The sequence below is a fragment of the Photobacterium angustum genome (genome assembly GCF_002954615.1).
Taxonomy (GTDB): Bacteria; Pseudomonadota; Gammaproteobacteria; order Enterobacterales; family Vibrionaceae; genus Photobacterium; species Photobacterium angustum_A.
In genome coordinates this window covers 369493-391362 of the sequence record NZ_MSCJ01000003.1, presented here as the reverse complement: position 1 = coordinate 391362, position 21870 = coordinate 369493, and the positions used below count along the sequence as shown (strand labels likewise).

The following is a 21870-nucleotide window of genomic DNA, read 5'->3' as shown; positions in this document are numbered from 1 at the left end:
ATTAAGCTCTTGCGTTGTCTGCATCTCTTGTTGCTGCCGCCCAAATAACAACACCAAATGCAATCTTGTTAACAAAGTCAGCAAGGTTGTAGATGAGATTGAGCATTGCAACGTTTCCGCCATCTCCAAAGTAACCAACGAGATAACCAATAGGATAAATCGACCAACCAATTGTTACGATAAGCCGTAATGCTTTGAAAGCGCTTTGACTAGCTTCATTACCACTATTTGCATTGATAGTACTCGCTTCGCCGACGAAAATTTCATAGATGATATAGAGCCAACCAATCATACCTATAACAAAGCCAACCATTGGACTTAAGGTACCCACCTCACCAAGATAACCACCGACAAGCATAACAATACTTGCAATGAGTAAACGCCAGAATAAAGAGGTAGGAACAACGGCAATGACGACAAGAATGAGGAAGAATTCGATGATTTGAAGCGGTACAGTAAGGAGCCAATCTACATATCTAAATACGGTTGGGCTTTGCCCTGTTTCAACCCAAACTCCTCGCATATAGAAATAGTGAAGACAAGCAATACCCGTTACCATTGCCGCGACCGAGAGGGATGTTTTCCACTTACCAACAACCCTATCTCGCTCAACCCAAAAAAAGAACGTGGCAGCCATCATGGCTGCTGACATCAGCCAAAAGCTGACTCCTACAAAGTCACTAGGATTTAGCATAACCATTTCCTTAAATTTTGATAAAAGTGTTTATCGGTTTAGGGATATTTGAAATAAAAATTTCAAACACTAATACACTCTATTTAATGAAGTACGAATAATTTTTTAATTTGATCACTATAAAAACCAAATTTAATTATCATCCAACAACTGAGTAAAAAATTTAAAGCCTTTTGAGATAAAATAATAATATATCTTATTTAAGACAGACAAGAAATTAAGTTAAAATTCATACTTTGTTATTTATGAGATACTTTTTAATCATAAAGCACAACGAAAGACAACATCTTAAAAACACAAAAAACAAAGTAAAAAGTATTTACAAACAATCATTTAAACCTAAAACGAGGTTTTGAGTTATTGGAGACACACAATGATAAAAATATTAAAATAATTTATCCCAGTTGTGAGAAATTATAGATGAGAATAAACAACACATTGTTGATTTAATTTATAGTTAATTTTTGAATTCTCAAATTGCGAATTATTTTGATAAGAAAATACAATAAAATTAAATTTTAGGAAAAATAATACCATTACTAATGGTATAAACGGTATTACTAGAAACCACACCTAGTTATATTTTAAAGGTGATACCCAGTACGATAGGAAAAGGCACTGATATTTAGCAATTAATTGAATATTGTTATTTCTGCTGAAGTGATGACTAATGAGTAGAAGAAAATTTCCCAACTATCAACTGGCACGTCAAAGTACCGATAATGAATTTGAAGCTATGCGGAGTGAAGTAAAAAGATGGAAATCAACAGAAGGAATTTAAGAATAGAGCTGATAAATAAAAAGACCACTATTTCTAGCGGCCTTTAAGGGAGCTCCCACAACTTGCTCCAAATCATGCGATCATGTATATCTTCAATTCTTCTTCTAACCACACCTAAATGATGTGCTTTTTTCAGCTCTTTTTTAGTTGTTTTTTGTCTATTTATCATTATTAACCCAAGCATTATTTTCTTTAGTCGCTAATAATTTACCGACAATATCTCTCAATTCAATTTTGACAGTAAAAAACGGAGCAAAAGAAGATGATGATACTTTCGCACCTCTTAAACATTTCATAAAAACAGTTTCAGATTTGATTATTTTATCTAAATCATTAATGTACATAATATTATATACTGACATTTATATTTCCTATTTATTTTAAGTTATTACTATGATTATTATTTAAGTATTATCTAAACTTCATAGAGAAATAATAGAAACAAATAGAATAATGATAAAAGCAATATTTTTTAGTGTTCGATAATGGGCGGCAATAAAATGCTACCCTTTAGAAAGTCTTATAAAGCAACAACATTTGAAGCTTGGAGACCCTTTTGACCTTGTTCGACATCAAAAGAAACCTTTTGACCATCCATCAATGTCTTAAAACCTTCAGAAACGATAGCTTGAAAATGTACAAATACATCTGCACCGCCATTGTCTTGGGTAATAAAACCAAAGCCTTTATCTTCGTTAAACCATTTTACTAAACCAGTATTTTTATTAGACATAATGTGTCCCTTAAATAAATTCATAAAAAATCGCAAATGCGAAGTACTAAGAGTCTGAATTATCGATGTGACGAAGAAGCTAAGGGAAACACAGAGGATGGCAACAATAACGAAGATATTCTGAGGGTTTTACTTTTACTTGATGTTTCATTAATAACTCTGAACAACAGAGCCATTGCAGTAGAACACTAAATCGATAGGCTGTATATGTTTATTTTATCAAAATCAGAAAATAAAACTCAACCAATTGATTTTAATGACATTTATTGATTTAATTTATTTTTATATCTATTATTTAAATAACCTGTAAAATAGCCGATGCAAAACAACGATTAATTAAATATTCCATTAAAAGCTTCTCTGTTTCTCTTCCATTTAATTCATCACATCTATTCTGCAATATCTTTTCTTCATTACTGAGTTAGATGATTGTCTTTGCACTACACCTCTAATATAGCGAGATTATGATGCGTAAATCTGGAAAGAAACCTGGAAAAAAAATAAGAAAAAATGCTTTTGAAGACCGATTTGCTCTTATCGTGGAAGACTACCATAAAGCCAAAGAAGTATTGGATTCTTTAATCGCAGGAACAGCTGAACATAACAAACAACAGACAATATGTAATAACCTTTTTGCAAGCGCAGAGCGCTGTATAAAATCAGGATCATAATAAAAATTAACTATCCTTAATTGTTACTATCTTTCAAAGCAGTAAGCTTCCTATCCACTCTCTTACAGCGTTTCAACATTAGACTGACTTTTACTTTTGAGTACCGACACCATGAAACTAATGACTTTTCGATCTGAATGTATTTGCGGTACAGCGACTATCCCAGCCCTTTTGTCAAAGCTTGGTGTCAAAATTCACAAAGTAGAAGAACCGTCAATAAAGGCTAAACAGCGCATGAGTGAAAAAGATGTTTACACGATAGAAGTGCAAGATAACCACACGTTAGAAAGCTTACGAGCGCTAATGACCAAAGAGATAGAGCAGGAAGGTATGTTTTTAAATCTACACAAATGCTACCAGACATTAAATCTTGGTATGTCGCCAGATGAAAGACATTTCAACAGCTAGTGCGAAATTTATCTCTTACACATTACCTTGCTCAATCAGCCAATCTCTACGTTTATTCATATCCCAAATAACGTATAAAATTTAAGGACAACCCATGATTACTATTAACCTTCGCCTACCGCATGGCAGCACTGAAGACTATCCCCAACAATTTATCGCTTACACGAAATCTGGTGCTTTTCTTCAAGATCTTGATGGTACGAACAAAGTCACTATTCCCGCCTACAGCATACTATCCATTATCCTAAAAGACGGTGCTTTCAGTACATCAATGAAAAAAGATTTGAAATTAACAGAGCCAACAAAATTTAGCGATTACAAAGACTCGATGAAATTAATGGAAACAGCCGAGAAAAATAGTAAAGAACAATAATATCGACAATGCCAATTATTGAGATTAACCAACGGCAACCATCAGGTAACCATTGGTCATCCATGCTTACTCCCCGCCGCTAAATAACCAATATACCCTTATCGGTATGGTAAATAATTACAACTTTGCAACGGATACGGATGGTTTTCCTTTTATTGTAACTGTACAAATACATGTCCGTTGTTTACTTCAGCACAAGGTATAACGAAAATATTACATAACCGCCAACGTATATTTACTGCCACGACTAGATGAATAAAGCGCGTCAGTATATAGAGAAAACATCGCGATATTCATTCTATGCGGTAGCGGAAAATAACATATCGAAATCGTAGTTATCATACTTCAAGTTCATTTTTAGCCGTTCCAAGGATTTCGCCTGTAGCTGTCTTACTCGCTCTCGGGTTATTCCAAGCGCAAGTGCAACTTCTTGTAATGTTTGAGGTTCATACCCCATCACCCCAAACCGACGACACAGAATCTCTCGCTCTCTTGGCTTTATTTTGTTTAATATGTCCTCGGCCAAATTAACCATACTGTTTTCTTCTACAATATGAGATGGTGACGGTATTTGTTCATCAACCACGAGGCTCGCGATGGTACCTGTACTTTCATCATCCCCAAGGGTTTGATCTAATGAAACGATCTTTTGTTCATAAGAAAACAATGTTGAGATGTCATGAGTTTCTTTGTTGAGTTGTTGAGCTATATCTTCATGCGTTGGTTCATGGTTTTGTTTTTTCATTAAATCTCGGTGTGTACGAAGCAACCCATTAATTTCTTTAGACACATGAACGGGTAAGCGAATGGTTCTATTTTGATTATGAATAGCACGTTCAATGTTTTGTTTAATCCACCATGTAGCATAAGTGGAAAAGCGAAATCCTTTTTCTGGATCGAACTTTTCTACTGCAGTGATTAATCCCAAGTTACCTTCATCAATCATATCGCCTAATAATAAGTGTGCTGCACGATACTTTTTGGCAATACTCACTACTAATCTTAAATTCGATTCGATTAACTTTTCTTTGGCTTGATTATCGCCACGCAAGTATTTACGACTGTAATGAATTTCATCCATTTTAGTGAGTAGTGGTTTGCTGGATATTTCCTTCATGTATAAACCGATCATATCGATCTCGGTGTTTTTCATTTAGTTTCCTTACTAATATAAGCATCATATACAAGTGCACATTATTATGAATTATTAAATCTAGATACCAGAATAATATTCGCCTAGAGCACCTATACATCCTTAAATCACACCACCATTGTGATAATACCCTCTTATTCACATCAAGTAATGCCATCGCGGAATATAAAAACACATTCACAGAAAATATTTCAATCAAATAAGTGTATTTGTGATTTTGATGCTAATAAGAAAACTTAAAAGCCAAAAAATCATAAATAAGATGGAATGGCACGATTAATATTGCGGTAAAAATCACAACACATAAATATCGTGCTACAAATAGAAGTAACAATGGAATTAACAATGGAATTAACAATAACAGACAAGTCCGGTTCCTAGTCTCTGTCTAAAAAAAATCCGATAAACTATGCTTATCGGATTTTTATATCGTTATAAAACAGCCTAAATGATCTTATCGATTATTGCCCATATGGATAGCAACTATTTAGGTTACACCAGCTATCAAACCAAAATCGACAACCTCTTTTAGAATGAAAGACTAATCAAGCTTCTTCCACTGCTGACTAACCCAATCTGGATTAGCTGCACCAGGTAAGTACGCCTCAACATTACAGTTTGCAGCCCAGTCTCCGAAGCACTGGTAGATACCTTGGCCATCAAATTTAACAACAGTGCCGTCTTGATAATTACCAAAACCATCAGGGTAAACATAGTCAACATCAATAGATGGTTTTATAACTGTAACAGTGCGCTCAGTTGAATCTTCTTTACCAAACACATCCGTTACTTTTAAGTTAATTATGTATTCACCTTCTTCTGTTGGTACAAAGCTAACGTCTTTACCTTCATGGCGAACTTCAACAACTTCACCATTATGTGTAACGTTCCAATCAGATTTAAGTTCATTTACTAGTTCGTCACTCGAATCCGACTCAATTAAAACGGCTGTATTTACTGTTGGCTCAGTAGTAATAACATTAAAGTTTGCTGTCGGAGCGTTATTGGCAGATTCATCACCAGATACAGACACTTGAACGGTTTTAGAATCTGTTTTTCCATAAACATTTGTGACAGTAAGAGCTACATCAAATGTATATGTAGGCTTGTTTGGTAACGTATTTAAAGTAATCTCAGCAGGATTTACTGATGAATCATCAAATTTAATATTGTATTGATTCTTTAATACATTCCAAGAGTAGTCTAAGCCCTTGCCAGAAGGAGCTGATACATCGGCTTTGAAAGTCAATGGCGTATGTAATGACATGTCATATACGGCATTGTATTCAATGTTATTGATCTCAGGTGTAATATCTGGCTGATGCTTTTTCAGTTTATATACTACTGTATCTTTAACAACAGAGCCGTCCTTGAGATGGGCTTTTAATTGTAACGTTACCTTAATATCTTTATCAGGAACTTCAGCTAAATCTACAGAGAAACTCGTCTCTAATTTTTTCTTGTTATCAATAATGATATTTGCTTTATCTGTACCTATTACTTTCTTAACAGTCCAAACCGTTTTTTTCACTTTATCTGAATGGGTAACAGAGCCATGAAGTAAATAGGATTGACCAAGAGCAAATTCAGCCTGTTGAGATTCACCGGCGTCAACTTTTACTTCATTTCCTATCAGGAGGGTTAACTTTTCACATTTTTCAGCCGTGGTATTTTCGCCACATGTATTAATGATTTTATCCATGTTGATTTTCTGAGTAATAATTTTATTACCAAGACCTTCACGGGCAGCATTAAGCATCAAACCTTCATCAGGATCTCCCATCCAATTAAAGATACCGCCTAATTTATTTTTCACTGCATATTGTGCTTTAGCGTAAACCGTTCGAGGAGTATCTATAGATAAGAAAATTCCATTCTCTTTTTTATATAAGTAATCAGCATTTGCTTCTTCATCTGTATATAAGTGGTAATCATTAATTGGCAGCAAACCTTTCGTTTCATCGGGGTTAGCATAGTGCGTGAAGATGTCATTGATACTTGTAGAAGCTGCTTCCCAACTTCCCATTACATTTTTACCTTTAACAAAGGTACCTTGTAATGGACTATGTGAGGTTATCTCTGCATCAATCGCATTACGACTATAGTTAGCGTAACCAATTTGAATCTTTGCAGGATCGATATTTAGTTCATCGATCATGTATCTAATCGAGGCATCTGACGACCATTCTCTACTCGCATTGGACATGAGATTCGTATGGTGTGCCAGTTCATCAGCCCAAGATTCACCAAAGAAATCGTACGTCATTAAGTGGATTGTATCCACACCTGCGGTAATTAGGTTTTGTAACTCTGCAGCATCAATTTTGTCTTTTGGTGCACCGGAAGCAATACCGATTTTAACATCATCACGACCATTATTATGCAAAGCAGAGCGAAGATCGCGAATAAAATCTGCATAGTTTTTGGCGTCATTTTCAGGATCAAATACGTTCTCAGAAGCACCTTGAATGCCAGGGTATTCCCAGTCAATATCCAATTGGCTGACGAACGGGTAAGCATTAAGAAATTCAATAAGACTATTAATTAATACAGGACGATTTTCAGGTTTTACCGCATCAGAAGCAATATTTGATAAAGACCAGCCAAAAATTGAAACAGCGACTTTTGTATCTGTATCATTCGCTAGTTTTTGCATTACTCCTAGCATTCCCCCTGGATTTTTCTCCAGCCACTTACCATCCCATTTTCCTGGAACACCAGCAGATGGAAACTCCTTTTGGAAATCAGCAAATTTGTCGGTAGTCATAATTTCAAACTTTTTACCGCCAAATTCATCACAGTATGTTTTCAGGTGCTCTACCGCACCAGTAATACTAGGATCACCAACTTCAGTTCCACAGAGACCAAAGAATGATAAAATAACAGTATCATATTTAGATAAAGCCTCTATGTTAGGCTCATACCCTTGCTCATAATGCGCCCAATTAGACAGGTAGGCTGATACTTTTGGTAATGCCTTATCTGCTTCGTAGGTATTATATATTTCTTTTGTCGAGTCTATTTTTGTTTTAGTTAGCCCAACGCCACTCACCCAAGGTTCAGCTTCCGCGTAAGCGATAGTTGAAGCCATCGATCCTGCCGTACAACCAGTAATCATCATGCCTATTAATATTTTATTTAAACGCTTCTTTTTCATATTTATGCTTCTTTTATAATGTATTTATTGATGTTGATATCACTAAAGCAAAATATTCCGCCTTAGCATCAACAACTAAACTACACATTCAAATTTTGATTAAAATCAAAAAAAAGCACTTATTTGAATATGCTCACGGTTTAATATTCTATAAAGTGATCTTCATTCCGTTGCATATACCTTAAAAGAATGATTGGGAAAGTTTATATAACTAACAAATAAAAATATAAATATGGAATTAAAGATAGAAGTGAGAAATTTAAAATATTTAATAGATGAAATGGAAGAAAGACGATAAAAAAATATTAAAGTAGCGATCTATGTTTAGGCTGTCACATTTAATTTGGCCTCTCTCAATACGATATTTAATTAACAATTCAGTCAATATAGTTATTATTAATAGAAAACATTTTAATAAAAGATAGCATTAACTTCTCCAATTAAAGATATTTTAGCGAATCTGGAATAACGGTGATTTATTTCAGACTAGGGGAAAAAAGCCGCCTATAAAAAACTAAGCATGTCATATAACCTCTTATTAATGTACATAGCAGCTATTAACTCATCATCTTTTATTCCGAACTTTCACACCATAGCCTGTTGATTAAATACCGTTATTAACTTGAATACGATTAGTCTACTCATTCCAGCTATTCAGCCTTACAAAAATAAAGAACCAATGTAACCTCTAACATATTCAGATAGTTACATTAAATAAAAGCGCTTTATTCTTGCTTATAATATTTCTTCCATGGCTTTTGCCCTGTTTCAGTAGGAAGCCTATTTGTTTGAACCACTCTGCCATCAAGAATCAACATTAATCGCCAAGCAGGATAAGGGATTGACGATTCTCCATCTATCCAACGGTTAATTGTTCGCATAGGGTTCGATTTCCCCTTTATGCCCAGCATTTTAGTAACTATGCCTTTACTATGAACATTCGCTAAATGTTCAAATACCTCGCGTATTTCACTGGGTGTGGGTTCGCGATATTTAGGATCATCAATAGAACGGTAAGAATCAGGTTGATTGATGCTTTCTGCAATAAAATGAACATAAGAACAATGTCGACGACTTAATTCTTGTTCATGCTCATGACGCTCATTAATTTCAGCCTGAACTTCTGCCGGTAAACTGAATAAGTTTGTATTCACTCTCAAGGTATCTTCCTAAAGCAGTTATAGAGCAATTATTTAAAATGACGTTTTTTCTAGGTAAGTTAGATAAAATTCCCATTAAGCTCATTGATCATTTAGCTAACTCAAAGTTAATACTTATATCCATAAGTTTTACCACTCGCCGACCAGCAAACGACTTTTAACACCATTAACTTGCAAACCCATCGCTTCAAAAACATCATCAAAGTTACGACATGCTAACGGTAAATGAGGCAGTGATAATACGGCTTCATCAAAAAAACGTTTTTGCTCTTGCTCTGTTTGCCATGCTACTTGCCACCAATTAACGATACGCTCTCTCGAATCAATTAAACGGCGTCTTGTCGGCACTCGCGCCCTTTTTTGGTTATTCTCATTTTTACTGGCAGGCAATAAATTCCACTTATCATTATTCGGCCAATAAGCAAACGGTAAGCAATGATCTACCTGATAATCAGGCTGTAAGCGTTTACCACTCCATACACTTTCCAGTTCTACACCGGTTTGCTGTAAAGCAATAATCTTCTGGCGTACACCTCGAGTGTCATGACTTTCATCAATCCATTTTAGACAGTCGTAATAAGTTTGTAGCGGAATATCTCGCGCTTCATTTAACTTATAACGACGCATTTCCGCTATCCATTGATTCACGACTAATGGCTCTATCCAGCTACTGTATAATCGCAGACACTCCCACAAACTTTCGTCTAGCACGAAATAGCCAAATTCAGCTAACGCTTCTAGTTCAAGTACAAAGCAATCTGCTGTACGTACTTTTTCACGCTCCATTTGAAATAACGTATTATTTTTATCCCCCTGATAAATAAACGTAACAGGGCCATCTTGAATTGTTTTCAAACTATCTCGGATCGCTGTTTGGAGTGCTTTAGCTTCATCACCCGTAAACATCGCCCCAATAGATAAATCATCTGCACTAAGGTGTGTCAGTTTTTTCCAGCCTTGCTCTTTTACAAAGCCTAAGCCTTTTTTACTGTCGCTACTTTGTTGGATACCAAAGCCATCAATATCAATATCGATTAAGCGTTTAAATTGTCGTATCCAATAAAGTGCCACTAAGCCCAATGGCAATCGAACTTTATTATCTTCACGGCTGAGAACAGCACCGGGATGGGCGTCAGCAATATGAAGAAGAGTACGAAGTAACGCAAGCTTGTACGTGGCAGACTTAGCATCATTAACAATGATCTGCCTAACCTTGATCAGATCACCCGTACCATCATCAGGCAACTGCATCACCACGGTTTGCCATTGCACACTGCTACGACCTAATTCATCGGCATCATGTTCAGAAATGAAGTTAACTTGTAAGGCATGTTTATTGGCTAATTGTTCCAGTTCTTCAACACTGACATCATAGGCTTTGCGAGAATCAGAAAAATCACCATAACGCAGTGAGATCACTAGCTTTCCACTCGGTGCCAATAGGTTAGATAATTTGCGAAATGCTCGCTCACGCGCACAAGAAGAGAGGTGCATCCAGACCGCAGATAACAAAATACAATCAAAGCGAATACCAAGCTCTACAATACTGTGTAGCTCGGGTAGCTGATCATCAAGCCAAGTGATTTTATCATCATACTGCCGAGTATATTTTTCACCTTGTTCTCGTAATGCTTGTGCTGGCTCTATTGCATAGACATCACAATGATGCTCCGCAAACCATAGCGCATCACGTCCTGCTCCTGCGCCAATATCAAGCACTTTTAAGGCATCTTTCGATGAACTGACAGGCCAATGCGCTTGCCAATTTTTATGTACTTGCTCAAAGGTCAACGACTGATATTGCTCACTCAGGCTTTGTGCATTTTGGTGATAGAAATCAATGGTTTTAGACATGATGATAGCTCTGAAAACAAGGTGAATTTATCATACTGTAAGTTATTGATATTCACGATTGAAATTTCAGTAATATTCTAATTTTGCTAAGGTTTTAATAATGTTTAAGCATTATTCTAAAAGCATCCTTTATCAGGTATCTAGATTACAGAAAAAGAAATGCCATTCGCTTTTCACAAATGGCATTAGCTCTAACGTCGCCTTTTTCCGAACATCATTATTATATTTTGAATGTCCCTACATGCTTATCAAGCGTTTGCGATAAGTCTGCTAGCTGCTGGCTGGATGCCTCTAATTGTTCACTGGCGTTCAAACCAAGTTTAACTAAATGACTCACCGTATCCATATTCAAGTTGATCTCATTCGCCACTGTTGATTGCTGCTCAGTTGCTGTCGCCACTTGAGTATTCATATCTAGAATAGTGGTTACTTGCTGTGAGATTGATTCAAGTGCTTGTCGCGCATGTTCTGTTTCGGTTGCCCCTTCGTTAATCAGTGCCTTACTGTTACTCATTGAGCCTACCGCGCTCTGGGCTTCTGTTTGTAACTGGTGGATCATGGCATCGATTTCATCTGTTGATTGGGCTGTTTTCGTCGCAAGATTACGTACTTCATCGGCAACAACTGCAAACCCGCGCCCAGCATCACCCGCCCTTGCTGCTTCAATCGCAGCATTCAATGCCAGTAAATTGGTTTGCTCTGAGATCCCACGTATTACTTCAAGAATCGTACCTATAGATTGCGTATTATCCGCCAAGCTAACAATGATATTTGAAGTACTGTTCATCTCATTTTCAAGGTTAGAGATGGCCGTTGTTGTTCGTTGTAGCGTTTTATACCCTTCTTGGGTTTCATTGGTTGCCATGCTTGCTGCATCTGCGGCGTTCGCGGCGTTGGACGCAATTTCATTAACCGTGGCAATCATTTCATTCATTGATGTCACAACTAGCATGGTTTGTTCATTTTGCTCTTGTCCTCTCGCGAGTGCTTGCTGTGACTGTTCACGTAGTGCAATGGCAGAACCATTTAGTTCCTCGCCAGAATTCACCACTTGGGAAATAATGCCATGTACTTTTTCAACAAATACATTAAACGCTGATGAGATCTGGGCAACTTCGTCATTACCTTTTATTGGTAAGCGCACCGTTAAATCACCATCACCTTGCGAGATATCATGCAATGCATCTTTAAGTACCGATAGTGGGCGCATTAATTTATTAAGCAATAGAGATAGCACAATTAAACAAAGTACGAAGATCACAATCATCGAACCTAGTTGGTAAGTGATAATGCCATTGGTGGCTTGGCTTACTTCGGTAATGGGAATGCCAATATCAAATGTGCCGTAAAGCTGACCATTCACATAGATTGGCGCCATAATGTCGAACACCCATACCTTTTGTACGTCGGCATACCATTTTGAATATTGTTCTACACCTTTTGTCGCGCCGTCTACGGTATACGCATCATCATACTTTTTGTTTAGCTTTTGCTTATCGCTATGTGCAACGGCTGTAACATTATTATCGATAACAATCGCATAGCTAACATCAGATCGCTGTTTCAAATCATCAACTAATGCTTGAAGATCTTTTTTAGGGGTGGCGGAATTTTCTAGAATATACCCTGCATTTTTGGCTAAGAATTCCGCCTGTACTTGAGATTTATCGAGGATGATATTGTCTATCTTTTGGCTAGATATAAAGTAGGTCGACGCCATACTCGCCATAACGGCAATGCCAAACATGGCACAAACGGCTAATAGGATTATTTTTTTCATTATTATTGTCTCAACGCAAGTTGTGAATCTCTATCAACAAAATTTGTAAATCTCATCATTGATAGCTCGAACTGAATATTTCATCTCGCAATACGAGAAATAACCATTCAGTTACGTTATCTGTAAAAGTCGCAACAACTTTAACAAACTCGCTCAAACTTGTGCTGTTATCACAATTTTAACAAAGAGCGACTTCTTATGTACTTACAACAAAGCAATTAAGTCACCATCACGATTTATTTTTGAGTTAGGCGATTAAATAATCGTTCTTACCCATAATGTAAAAGTATCTGAAAAGAAAAAGAAATAACCCAGTGGTATGACCTTGGTTAAATATGCCATTAATTACTATTAATTTATTCCTTTGTGTATATAGTGTGTGAATAAAAAGTTGCACGTCATTCACGTGCCATATAAAAGGAAAGTAAAAAATGACTCAAGTAACATTCCAAGGCTCACCTGTTCAACTTGCAGGTACATTCCCAGTTGTAGGTACTCAAGCACCAGCATTTACGCTTTGCGGCGCTGATCTTTCTGACATCACACTTGATTCAGTAAAAGGTAAAAAAGTTGTTTTAAATATCTTCCCAAGCATCGATACACCGGTTTGTGCACTTGGTGTGAAAGCATTTAATCAAAAAGCAGCAAACACTGAAAATACAGTTGTGCTATGTATCTCTGCTGACTTGCCTTTCGCTACAGGTCGTTTCTGTGAAGCAGAAGGTATTGAGAACGTTAAAACTGCTTCTCTATTCCGTAGCCCTGAATTTGCAGAAGCATACGGCGTTAAACTAGCTGAAGGCGCACTTCGTGATTTAGCTACTCGTGCCGTTGTTGTACTAAACGAGGAAGGTCTTGTGATCCATGCTGAACTTGTAGCAGAAATTACTGATGAGCCTAACTACGACGCAGCAATCGCAGCGCTACAAAAATAAGATAAAAATTGAAGTGGCTCTTAAGGGGCCACTTTTTCCTAACAGCAACAATGTCATTATGAGATCAACATCCAGCAAAAGCAGGTAATCATCATTTTATAACTCTTAAGTCGCTTATCTCTTTTTCGTAAATTCTGTATGCATGACATTCACGGTCAAAAGATTCCCCCCTTCTTCTTCCTCTTCCATCTTATATATTGTTCGAAATCTTCACTATATTAAGCAATAGTCTGACTAGATAACCGTGATACAAAAAATCAATATAAAAAACTATGATATAATTTATTAATCAACCACTTAAATCAAATCCACTTTGTGCCCATCACAACCAATAACTAACGAGCTAGGGACTTGGTTATCTTGCAGCCAACAATCTAATTCATGTCCTATATGGGTAATGATAAATTGCTTTGGTAGTAGGCGCTCATAAACATCAAAGGCTGTATCAATATCGCTATGATTACCTCGTTCTAATGCCGGTGGAAAAGAGCAATCTAGCACTAATGCATCAAGTTTATTTACTGACAATAAATACTGCTCAGTCTCAAGAGGTAAACCATCGGTATCTGTTAAGTAAGCGACGGTATTTCCATCAAACTCAAACAAATACCCAAACGTAGGTTTGGAGTGTTGCATCGAGAGTGGTGTGATTTTCAATCCTTCGACATTAAAAGGTACTCCATGATGAAGATACGAACGAAAATCTAAACAGCCAGAATGTTTCAGTAGATCAGCGCAACCTAAAGGATCATTAGGGCACCAGACAGGAATTAAAGCGCCATTTCCCCAACGCAGATGGAACAAGCCTTGAACATGATCTACATGAAAATGAGTGAGCAAAAAGCCAATATATGAGCCAACTGAAAAACGCTTATGAAGATCCATAATGCCTGCATCAATGAGCAAACGCTTTTTATTCTGCTCATCTCCCCACTCAATCATCGCCGAACAGGGTTTTCTTTCGAGATTATGATCATGGGTTGCAGCCTCACATGCAGAGCAATGACAACCATATAGGGGAACACCACCAGCGGCACCTGTGCCGAGTAATGTCAGTGATAACATAATTAACCCACTACGCTTTTTGATTGAGACTCGTACACGGCATATTTCATCTGAGCAAGAAACTGCTCTGTACTGCTTTGAAGAGAGCCACTATTATCAACCACAATTGCACATGGTGGTCTTACAGCGTCATAAGCCACTGCTCGCTCCAAACGTTGTGTTATCTCATCTTCACTTTCTCGCCCTCGAAGCTGTAACCGTTGCTCTAGAACTTCAGGGCTGACTGAGATCCACACCACTTGAAGTTGTTCACCAAATCGTGCCTTGGCGGTTTCTAAATAAGCTCTGGAGCCATTAACCATGACATCCAATCCCTTATTGAGCCAATCATCCACTTCATTGCCAACGCCATATCGACAGCCATTCGCCTGCCAGTGCATGACAAATAACCCACGATGAATACGTAAATCAAATTCGGTGTCTAATAGCGCGATATGATTTTCGTTCCCCATAAATGCAGGTCGAGTAATATATCGATGTGCGATCATCAATCGCTCACTTAAACTTTCTCGAACCGCATTGATAAGAGAATCTTTGCCCGCCCCCGATGCACCTAATACATAGAACAACCTAGCCAACACTGTTTCTCCTTTAGAAAACGCGATTGCCTTGTCGCCATACTTGTTGAATCACGGCTTGATTGGCTTTACGACCTACAAGCATTAAGTCAGCTCTCAACCCTTCTTTTACAGACCCTCTATCCGTCAAGTTGAGTGCAGCCGCTGGATGAGCCGTTGCTAGGCGCGTCGATGATGCTAAATCAAGTGCATTACGTTCATCGCTTGCTAACTTAAAAACAGCATCAAGCAAACTGCTAGGAAAATAATCAGACGACAGCACATCCAATACACCAAGTGTTGCTAATTCATGTGCCGCAATATTTCCTGAGTGCGAGCCGCCACGTACAACGTTCGGTGCTCCCATCATCACTTTTAATCCAAGCTCATGAGATCGTTGAGCGGCTTCAACCGTCGTCGGAAACTCAGCTAATACCATTCCTAGTGAATGTGATTCTTCAACGTGTACTGACGTTGCATCATCATGACTCGCTAAAGGTATGTGTTTTTCACGACACAATTTGGCTATCGCTTTTCGATTAGCCCCTGACCACTGTAAAGACTGAGCTCGCTGGTATTGCTCAAACTCTGCCATTTGTTGATCACTTAGGTTGTATTTACCTTGGTAGTATTCATTGTATTTGTTGATATTGACAAACTGACGTTGGCCGGGAGAATGATCCATTAACGACACCATGTGGATCTGCTCTAAGTCGAGATATTTTTCGGCCAATTCCACTGTCCCTGAGTGCGGTAACTCACATCGTATATGCACAAAATGCTCGGCCCTATTTAACCCCAACTTTCCACTTTCGATGATGGTATCAATCATTTTGTCGAGATTTTCCTGTCGGTGTCCTCCATCGCGTACATCACCAACCGCAATTGCATCTAAAACAGTCGTAATACCAGAGCCAATTAGCTGAGCATCATGCGCTGCCATTGCTGACAATGCAGGCCAATTGACTTTCGGTCTTGGGGTAAAGTATTTTTCTAAATTATCGGTATGAAGCTCAATAAGGCCCGGCATTAAGAAACTTTGATTTGCATTAATCGCTTCTGGTCGCTGGCTACTTGAGTCCGACATTGATCGAATCAAACCATCCTTGATTTCAATCGAACCATTAATAACTTCATTTTCTAATACCAGTTGTACATTGGTAATAATCATCATGACTTCCTTTCTAATGATCAATTTCACTCAATTGTGCCGTGGACATATCGTAAATCTTATCCGCTACGCGTTTACGAACTGACTCATCGTGGAAAATACCAACAATCGCGGCACCTCGATGCTTAGCTTCTGAAATTAACTCGACAACAACTTGGCAGTTTTTCTCGTCCAATGACGCGGTAGGTTCATCAAGTAATAGAATAGGCGATTCAACAATAAACCCTCGAGCGATATTAACGCGTTGCTGCTCTCCACCAGAAAACGTCGCTGGGGCAAGGTGCCAAAGTGCTTCAGGTACATTTAACCGACGGAGGAGGACTTGTGCTTTTTCACGCGCCTCATCTTTATCGACACCTAAATCAATCAAAGGCTGGCTGACCACATCTAATGCACTGATGCGAGGAATAACCCGTAAAAATTGACTCACCCAACCTACGGTATGCTTTCTTACCTCAAGAATCGATTTAGGTGTCGTATTGGCGAGATCTACCCAGTCATTATTATTTTGATTTTTACGAACAAGAATGTGCCCATCATCGACTAAATAATTGGCGTAGAGCGCTTTAAGAAGCGTACTTTTACCCGAGCCTGAATGCCCTAGTAACACCACACATTCACCACTTTCCACCTGAAAACTGCTGTTCTCAAGAACAGATATTCGCGCGCTACTTTGATTGTGCAATACGAACGTTTTGCTGATGTTTTCAACTCGAAGCATTACTTTGTTATTGTGAGTATTCATCATACTTCTTATCCTTGTAATACCGATGAAACGAGTAATTGCGTGTAAGGATGCTGTGGATCATCTAACACTTGATCAGTTAACCCAGTTTCAACAATGCGGCTTTCTTTCATCACGATTAATCGATGAGCAAGCAAACGAGCAACGGCAAGATCATGCGTTACAATGACGACAGACAACCCTAAATCAACAACTAAATTTCTAATCAAATCAAGGAGTCGGGCTTGCACAGATACATCTAGTCCACCTGTTGGTTCATCCATAAATACCAACTTTGGATGAGTCACTAAATTTCGTGCTATTTGTAAGCGTTGTTGCATACCGCCAGAGAACGTAATAGGCATATCATCAATTCGGTCTAAGGGGATTTCAACTTGCCCAAGCCAATCAATCGCTTGTGCTCTAATATCACCGTAATGTCTGTTACCAACAGCCATTAAACGTTCGCCAATATTGCCACCAGCAGACACTCTAGAACGAAGACCGTCCATAGGATGCTGATGTACCACTCCCCACTCTGTACGCAACAAACGACGACGTTCACTTTCAGACAAACCAAACAAGCTAACACTATGATTGGCGTCAATTTGATACTGAACATCGCCACTATCAGGTACTTCACGGCCTGATAGAACCCGGAGTAAGGTACTTTTCCCCGAGCCTGATTCCCCAACGATCCCCAATACTTCACCTGGCCAAAGTTCAAAATCGATCTCTTGGCAGCCTTTCTCAGCTTGATACAATTTCGTCAGCTGCGTCACTTTAAGCAGAGGTTGTAATTCCTCACTGGTTTGATTAACAACCGCCTCATTCCGACTATTTTCAACATCCATTAAAGACACAATGTCGTCTCCTTACTCTTTTGCAGCGCTTGTTGTTCACGGCAATAATCCGTATCTGAACAGACAAACATTCTCCCTCCTTGATCGTCGGTTACGACTTCGTCTAAGAAGCTATCCGTCGAGCCACAAATACTGCATGGTTCATCCCACTGCTGAATTTCAAAAGGGTAATCATCAAAATCGAGGCTTTTCACATCGGTATAAGGCGGAATGGCATAAATCCGCTTTTCTCGGCCAGCCCCAAACAGTTGTAGAGCTGGCATTTGATGCATTTTAGGATTATCGAACTTGGGGATCGGAGAAGGATCAGTAATATATCGACCATTCACTTCAACAGGGTAAGCGTAAGACGTTGAAATATGGCCATATCGTGCAATGTCTTCATACAGTTTTACATGCATCACACCATATTCTTCCAGTTCATGCATTTTCCGTGTTTCTGTTTCACGTGGCTCGATAAAACGTAATGGCTCAGGAATCGGAACTTGATATATCAATATCTGCCCTTCATTCAACGGTTTCTCAGGAATGCGATGACGTGTTTGAATTAAGCTCGCATAACTGGTTTTTTCGGTCGTTTTAACCGCCGCCACTTTTTTAAAGAACTGGCGAATAGAAACAGCATTGGTCGTATCGTCAGCGCCCTGATCAATCACTTTAAGCACATCTTGCTGTCCGATTATTGCCGCTGTGATTTGAATACCTCCCGTACCCCAGCCATAAGGCATCGGCATTTCTCGCCCACCAAACGGCACTTGATAACCCGGTATCGCAATCGCTTTTAGCAGTGCTCGACGTATCATCCTTTTCGTCTGCTCATCTAAGTAGCCATAGTTGTAGCCACCGGTTTGGTTTGAATCAAACATCATGAAGGCCCTCTTTGATGATTTCACTCTGTTGTTCGTCATACTCTTTTTGTAATTTTCGAATCAATTCAAGTTCAGATTGAAAATCAACATAGTGAGGAAGTTTCAAATGGCTAACAAAGCCGGAGGCTTCAACATTATCGCCATGTGACAGAACAAATTCTTCGTCCTGAGCAGGACCTTGTGGCTCTTCATCGTACTCTTTATGTTGTAGTGAACGATCAACCAGTGCCATCGACATCGCTTTGCGTTCTGAAAAGCCAAAGCTAATTCCATACCCTCGGGTAAATTTGGCTTTTTCAGTCTTACTCCCTGTAAATGCGTTTATCATTTGACACTCTGTCAATTCGATGTCGCCAATTTCGATAGCAAAGCCTAATTCTTCAGGAATAATTTCTAATGTCACTTGGCCTGACCGGATCTCACCTGCGAAAGGATGATTGCGTCCATAACCGCGTTGTGTCGAATACCCAAGCGCAAGTAAAAACCCTTCATCACATCGTGATAGTTGTTGTAATCTTGCGCTTCGATTAGCAGGATAAGCAGGTGGAGTTACGGTTATATCTTCCGGTAATTCCCCGTTATCTGACTCTTGTACTGCCAGCTCTAGTTTCTCTAAAATCTGCAGGACTTGTGGGCTTAACTCTGGTATTTCAGTGTTATGCAGTGATTGCTCTCTATCATCAATTTCGCTACAGATATGCGCCTGTTCACCACCTTCTGCCAGTAGCGTGAAATCAAGTAAACGGTGGGTATAATCGTAAGTAGGCCCCAGTATCTGCCCCCCAGGGAGATCTTTATATGCCGCTGAAATTCGACGCTCAATACGCATACTTTCAGTTTGTAACGGCTCAGTAACAGCAAATCTTGGCAGTGTTGTGCGATAAGCTCGAAGTAAAAATATCGCCTCAATTAAATCACCTCCGGCCTGTTTAATGGCAAGGGCTGCCAACTCTTTATCGTAAACACTGCCTTCTGTCATCACCCTGTCTGTTGCGCCAGCGAGCTGTTCAGCTATCTGAGCGACCTCAAGAGGTTGTTGAGAGGTTGGACCGCGACGTTTTTGATCTTGAAGCCGATGCGCGGCGGCAATGGCTTTTTCTCCACCTTTTACAGCAACGTACATATCGCATCCTCTTTATTATTTAATTGAACTTGCGTTGTTCTAGGTAGCGCCATAACTTGGCGACCACTTGTGAAATAAAGATCCACGCCATGCGGAAATACTCCTCGCCCGTTCAATACCGCTACAAGTAATTCGCTTGATAATCCATTGATATAAGCTGTGGTCTTTTCTTGAATACCGGGGCCTGTCAGTGACAGCTCAACACCTGATTGTAACGAGTCCACTTCTATAATGAGGGAGGCACTTTTGTCTGGATAACTTTCTTCGCCTTTAGAAAAACCGTTTAACGTTGTTATTTCGTTACCTGCTAACAACCCGAAATCAGCATGCTCTCTTATTTGTGTTAAAGAAGCGGCGCAATGAAAACGGACATTCTCAATGAAAGAAGGATCATTTAAATAGTGCGAAGACATAAATACTTGCGTCGAGTTATCCACCAGAGTAAGCATTAACTGTGTTGCGGCTTTGCTAACACCACCAAAGCGAACATCACTTGGTAATTCAACCACGAGACCAGGTTTAGCCATTGCGTCCATTAATAAACGAAAAGTCTGCTGAGCGTCATGAACTGGACAATCAAATCCTTTTACTAACTGGCTCATTCATCTTCTCCTCTAACCATGGTGAAAAAGTCCACCTTGCTTGCGGAAACCTGTTTAGCCCGAGACTGTTCTTGCTTCGCAATGTCGGCATTTAACGGATTAATAAGACGATGATGGAGATCGCTTTGCATCGATGTTTGCATTAGGGCATCAATCACAGCCGCTATCTCAGAGTGATATTTATCACGACCAGTGATGTAGCTATACCCTAGCTCTCCACTATCAAGTTGGATCACTGTTCGCGTCATCGTAACGTCACCGATATTAAACTGGCTCCCTGTTGAACCCATTCTTGCGCGAACTTGGGCAAGACCAATCTCAGGCTCTCGAACAAAGTGATAACTAGGCTCTAAGCCAAGTTGTTGCCAACCGTTAGCTAAGGAACGATGATCGCATCGAGCTAACACAGCCATCCACTTTTGTCGTTGTGTTCTTTGTTCCGTTTCCATTTAGTGCTCCAAAACAATTTCAACCAAATCCGATCGTGTATGTGAAGATGAAAACTCCACGATCCGATCAGTGCCCTTTAAGACATTGGTGGTTTTAAATGCCATAACTGGCGTTTTGCTAGGAAGTTGTAGTAGACGACAATCCGTTTTGGTGGGCATAACAGCTCTCAACCGCGTCGAACGTCTAGTCAGTTGAACGTCTAGTTTGTCTCTCAAATAGTGATGAAGTGATCCCACTTCAAAATGTTTTACAGCAGGCCACCAGTTCACATCTGAGAGGTAATGGTCAATCACACTTGCAGGTACACCATCAATTTTTCTTAATGTGGTGAGTTTAATAATCGATGACTCAGGTAATACACCAAAGAGAGCAGCCACCTTGTCGTTTGCGCGAGTTAAACCTCGTTCGATCACTCGACTCGTCGGTAAACTGCCCTGCTCCAACAAATTATCAGTAAAATGCGCCCCAGCATGTAATGGGTACTCGAATGGTTGGCTAACAACCATATTGCCTCGTCCTTGTTGGCGTTCGATCATCCCATTAAACACCAGCTCATCTATCGCACGACGCACGGTATGACGATTTACATTAAACCGTTTAGCAAGTTCTGATTCTGATGGTAAATAGTCACCGGCTTGAAAGTAGCGGCGAACATCCTCTTCTAAGTGTTTCGCAATATTCAAATACACTCTCATCGTCAATCTCTCAGCATCACGGGTGACTTATCTAGACAAGTTATGAAAAATA

Annotated in this window: 22 protein-coding genes; 4 read left to right on the top strand and 18 right to left on the bottom strand. The window is 39.1% G+C overall.

All coding sequences use genetic code 11. The annotated features are described in order from the left end of the window. Position 1: 1 nt before the first annotated feature. From BTO08_RS16440 to cspE, 3 genes are all read right to left on the bottom strand, one after another. Positions 2-694: a bacteriorhodopsin-like gene (locus tag BTO08_RS16440; protein WP_105061720.1), complete on the bottom strand. Its 693-nt coding sequence runs from the start codon at positions 692-694 to the stop codon at positions 2-4. Between the two features lie 939 nt (positions 695-1633). Continuing rightward, positions 1634-1837, bottom strand: coding sequence for a hypothetical protein (locus tag BTO08_RS16435; RefSeq protein ID WP_005363826.1), 204 nt, complete (start codon positions 1835-1837; stop codon positions 1634-1636). 158 nt (positions 1838-1995) lie between these two features. After that, the gene (cspE, locus tag BTO08_RS16430; protein WP_005363823.1) at positions 1996-2208 is read right to left on the bottom strand and encodes a transcription antiterminator/RNA stability regulator CspE; all 213 of its coding nucleotides are present in this window, start codon (positions 2206-2208) and stop codon (positions 1996-1998) included. 464 nt (positions 2209-2672) lie between these two features. On the opposite strand from cspE, the gene BTO08_RS16425 reads away from it, so the two are divergent. The 3 genes from BTO08_RS16425 to BTO08_RS16415 all read left to right on the top strand — a co-directional run bounded on the left by BTO08_RS16425 (position 2673) and on the right by BTO08_RS16415 (position 3660). Next, on the top strand, positions 2673-2879 hold the full coding sequence (locus BTO08_RS16425; protein WP_369750658.1) for a hypothetical protein: 207 nt from the start codon (positions 2673-2675) through the stop codon (positions 2877-2879). A gap of 120 nt (positions 2880-2999) precedes the next feature. Next, on the top strand, positions 3000-3287 hold the full coding sequence (locus BTO08_RS16420; protein WP_242446286.1) for a hypothetical protein: 288 nt from the start codon (positions 3000-3002) through the stop codon (positions 3285-3287). Positions 3288-3381: 94 nt separating this feature from the next. Beyond that, positions 3382-3660, top strand: coding sequence for a hypothetical protein (locus BTO08_RS16415; RefSeq protein ID WP_045083636.1), 279 nt, complete (start codon positions 3382-3384; stop codon positions 3658-3660). A gap of 298 nt (positions 3661-3958) precedes the next feature. Here BTO08_RS16415 and BTO08_RS16410 read toward each other — a convergent pair whose 3' ends face one another. From BTO08_RS16410 to BTO08_RS16390, 5 genes are all read right to left on the bottom strand, one after another. Beyond that, positions 3959-4813, bottom strand: a complete 855-nt coding sequence (locus BTO08_RS16410; RefSeq protein WP_105061718.1) for a sigma-70 family RNA polymerase sigma factor — start codon at positions 4811-4813, stop codon at positions 3959-3961. A gap of 541 nt (positions 4814-5354) precedes the next feature. Next, complete coding sequence (locus BTO08_RS16405; RefSeq protein ID WP_105061717.1) at positions 5355-7970, bottom strand: glycosyl hydrolase family 18 protein; 2616 nt, start codon at positions 7968-7970, stop codon at positions 5355-5357. Between the two features lie 725 nt (positions 7971-8695). Beyond that, the gene (locus tag BTO08_RS16400; protein ID WP_146108442.1) at positions 8696-9130 is read right to left on the bottom strand and encodes a hypothetical protein; all 435 of its coding nucleotides are present in this window, start codon (positions 9128-9130) and stop codon (positions 8696-8698) included. 129 nt (positions 9131-9259) lie between these two features. After that, on the bottom strand, positions 9260-10984 hold the full coding sequence (locus tag BTO08_RS16395; protein ID WP_105061715.1) for a class I SAM-dependent methyltransferase: 1725 nt from the start codon (positions 10982-10984) through the stop codon (positions 9260-9262). Between the two features lie 220 nt (positions 10985-11204). Next, positions 11205-12731, bottom strand: a complete 1527-nt coding sequence (locus BTO08_RS16390) for a methyl-accepting chemotaxis protein (RefSeq protein ID WP_198038526.1) — start codon at positions 12729-12731, stop codon at positions 11205-11207. A 464-nt stretch (positions 12732-13195) separates the two neighbouring features. Here BTO08_RS16390 and tpx point away from each other — a divergent pair, with 464 nt between their 5' ends. Then, the gene (gene tpx, locus BTO08_RS16385; protein WP_105061713.1) at positions 13196-13699 is read left to right on the top strand and encodes a thiol peroxidase; all 504 of its coding nucleotides are present in this window, start codon (positions 13196-13198) and stop codon (positions 13697-13699) included. 297 nt (positions 13700-13996) lie between these two features. Here tpx and phnP read toward each other — a convergent pair whose 3' ends face one another. Genes phnP through phnF form a run of 10 tightly spaced genes read right to left on the bottom strand, consistent with a single transcriptional unit; the run spans position 13997 to position 21818 of the window. Next, the gene (gene phnP, locus BTO08_RS16380; protein ID WP_105061712.1) at positions 13997-14764 is read right to left on the bottom strand and encodes a phosphonate metabolism protein PhnP; all 768 of its coding nucleotides are present in this window, start codon (positions 14762-14764) and stop codon (positions 13997-13999) included. A 2-nt stretch (positions 14765-14766) separates the two neighbouring features. Continuing rightward, positions 14767-15342, bottom strand: coding sequence for a ribose 1,5-bisphosphokinase (phnN, locus tag BTO08_RS16375; RefSeq protein WP_105062677.1), 576 nt, complete (start codon positions 15340-15342; stop codon positions 14767-14769). Positions 15343-15355: 13 nt separating this feature from the next. Beyond that, positions 15356-16492, bottom strand: coding sequence for an alpha-D-ribose 1-methylphosphonate 5-triphosphate diphosphatase (phnM, locus tag BTO08_RS16370; protein ID WP_005363798.1), 1137 nt, complete (start codon positions 16490-16492; stop codon positions 15356-15358). Positions 16493-16505: 13 nt separating this feature from the next. After that, complete coding sequence (phnL, locus tag BTO08_RS16365) at positions 16506-17240, bottom strand: phosphonate C-P lyase system protein PhnL (protein ID WP_105061711.1); 735 nt, start codon at positions 17238-17240, stop codon at positions 16506-16508. Positions 17241-17245: 5 nt separating this feature from the next. Beyond that, a complete protein-coding gene (phnK, locus tag BTO08_RS16360; protein ID WP_039871637.1) occupies positions 17246-18070 on the bottom strand; it encodes a phosphonate C-P lyase system protein PhnK in 825 nt (274 codons plus the stop codon). After that, a complete protein-coding gene (locus BTO08_RS16355; protein ID WP_198038494.1) occupies positions 18070-18948 on the bottom strand; it encodes an alpha-D-ribose 1-methylphosphonate 5-phosphate C-P-lyase PhnJ in 879 nt (292 codons plus the stop codon). Before BTO08_RS16355 ends, phnK begins: the two co-directional genes overlap by 1 nt. Continuing rightward, positions 18938-20071, bottom strand: a complete 1134-nt coding sequence (locus tag BTO08_RS16350; RefSeq protein ID WP_105061710.1) for a carbon-phosphorus lyase complex subunit PhnI — start codon at positions 20069-20071, stop codon at positions 18938-18940. The genes BTO08_RS16355 and BTO08_RS16350 overlap by 11 nt, the downstream gene beginning before the upstream one ends. Then, the gene (gene phnH, locus BTO08_RS16345) at positions 20056-20673 is read right to left on the bottom strand and encodes a phosphonate C-P lyase system protein PhnH (RefSeq protein ID WP_105061709.1); all 618 of its coding nucleotides are present in this window, start codon (positions 20671-20673) and stop codon (positions 20056-20058) included. Before phnH ends, BTO08_RS16350 begins: the two co-directional genes overlap by 16 nt. Beyond that, the gene (gene phnG / locus BTO08_RS16340; RefSeq protein WP_105061708.1) at positions 20670-21122 is read right to left on the bottom strand and encodes a phosphonate C-P lyase system protein PhnG; all 453 of its coding nucleotides are present in this window, start codon (positions 21120-21122) and stop codon (positions 20670-20672) included. The genes phnH and phnG overlap by 4 nt, the downstream gene beginning before the upstream one ends. After that, positions 21123-21818: a phosphonate metabolism transcriptional regulator PhnF gene (gene phnF, locus BTO08_RS16335; RefSeq protein ID WP_039871634.1), complete on the bottom strand. Its 696-nt coding sequence runs from the start codon at positions 21816-21818 to the stop codon at positions 21123-21125. Positions 21819-21870: the final 52 nt, after the last annotated feature.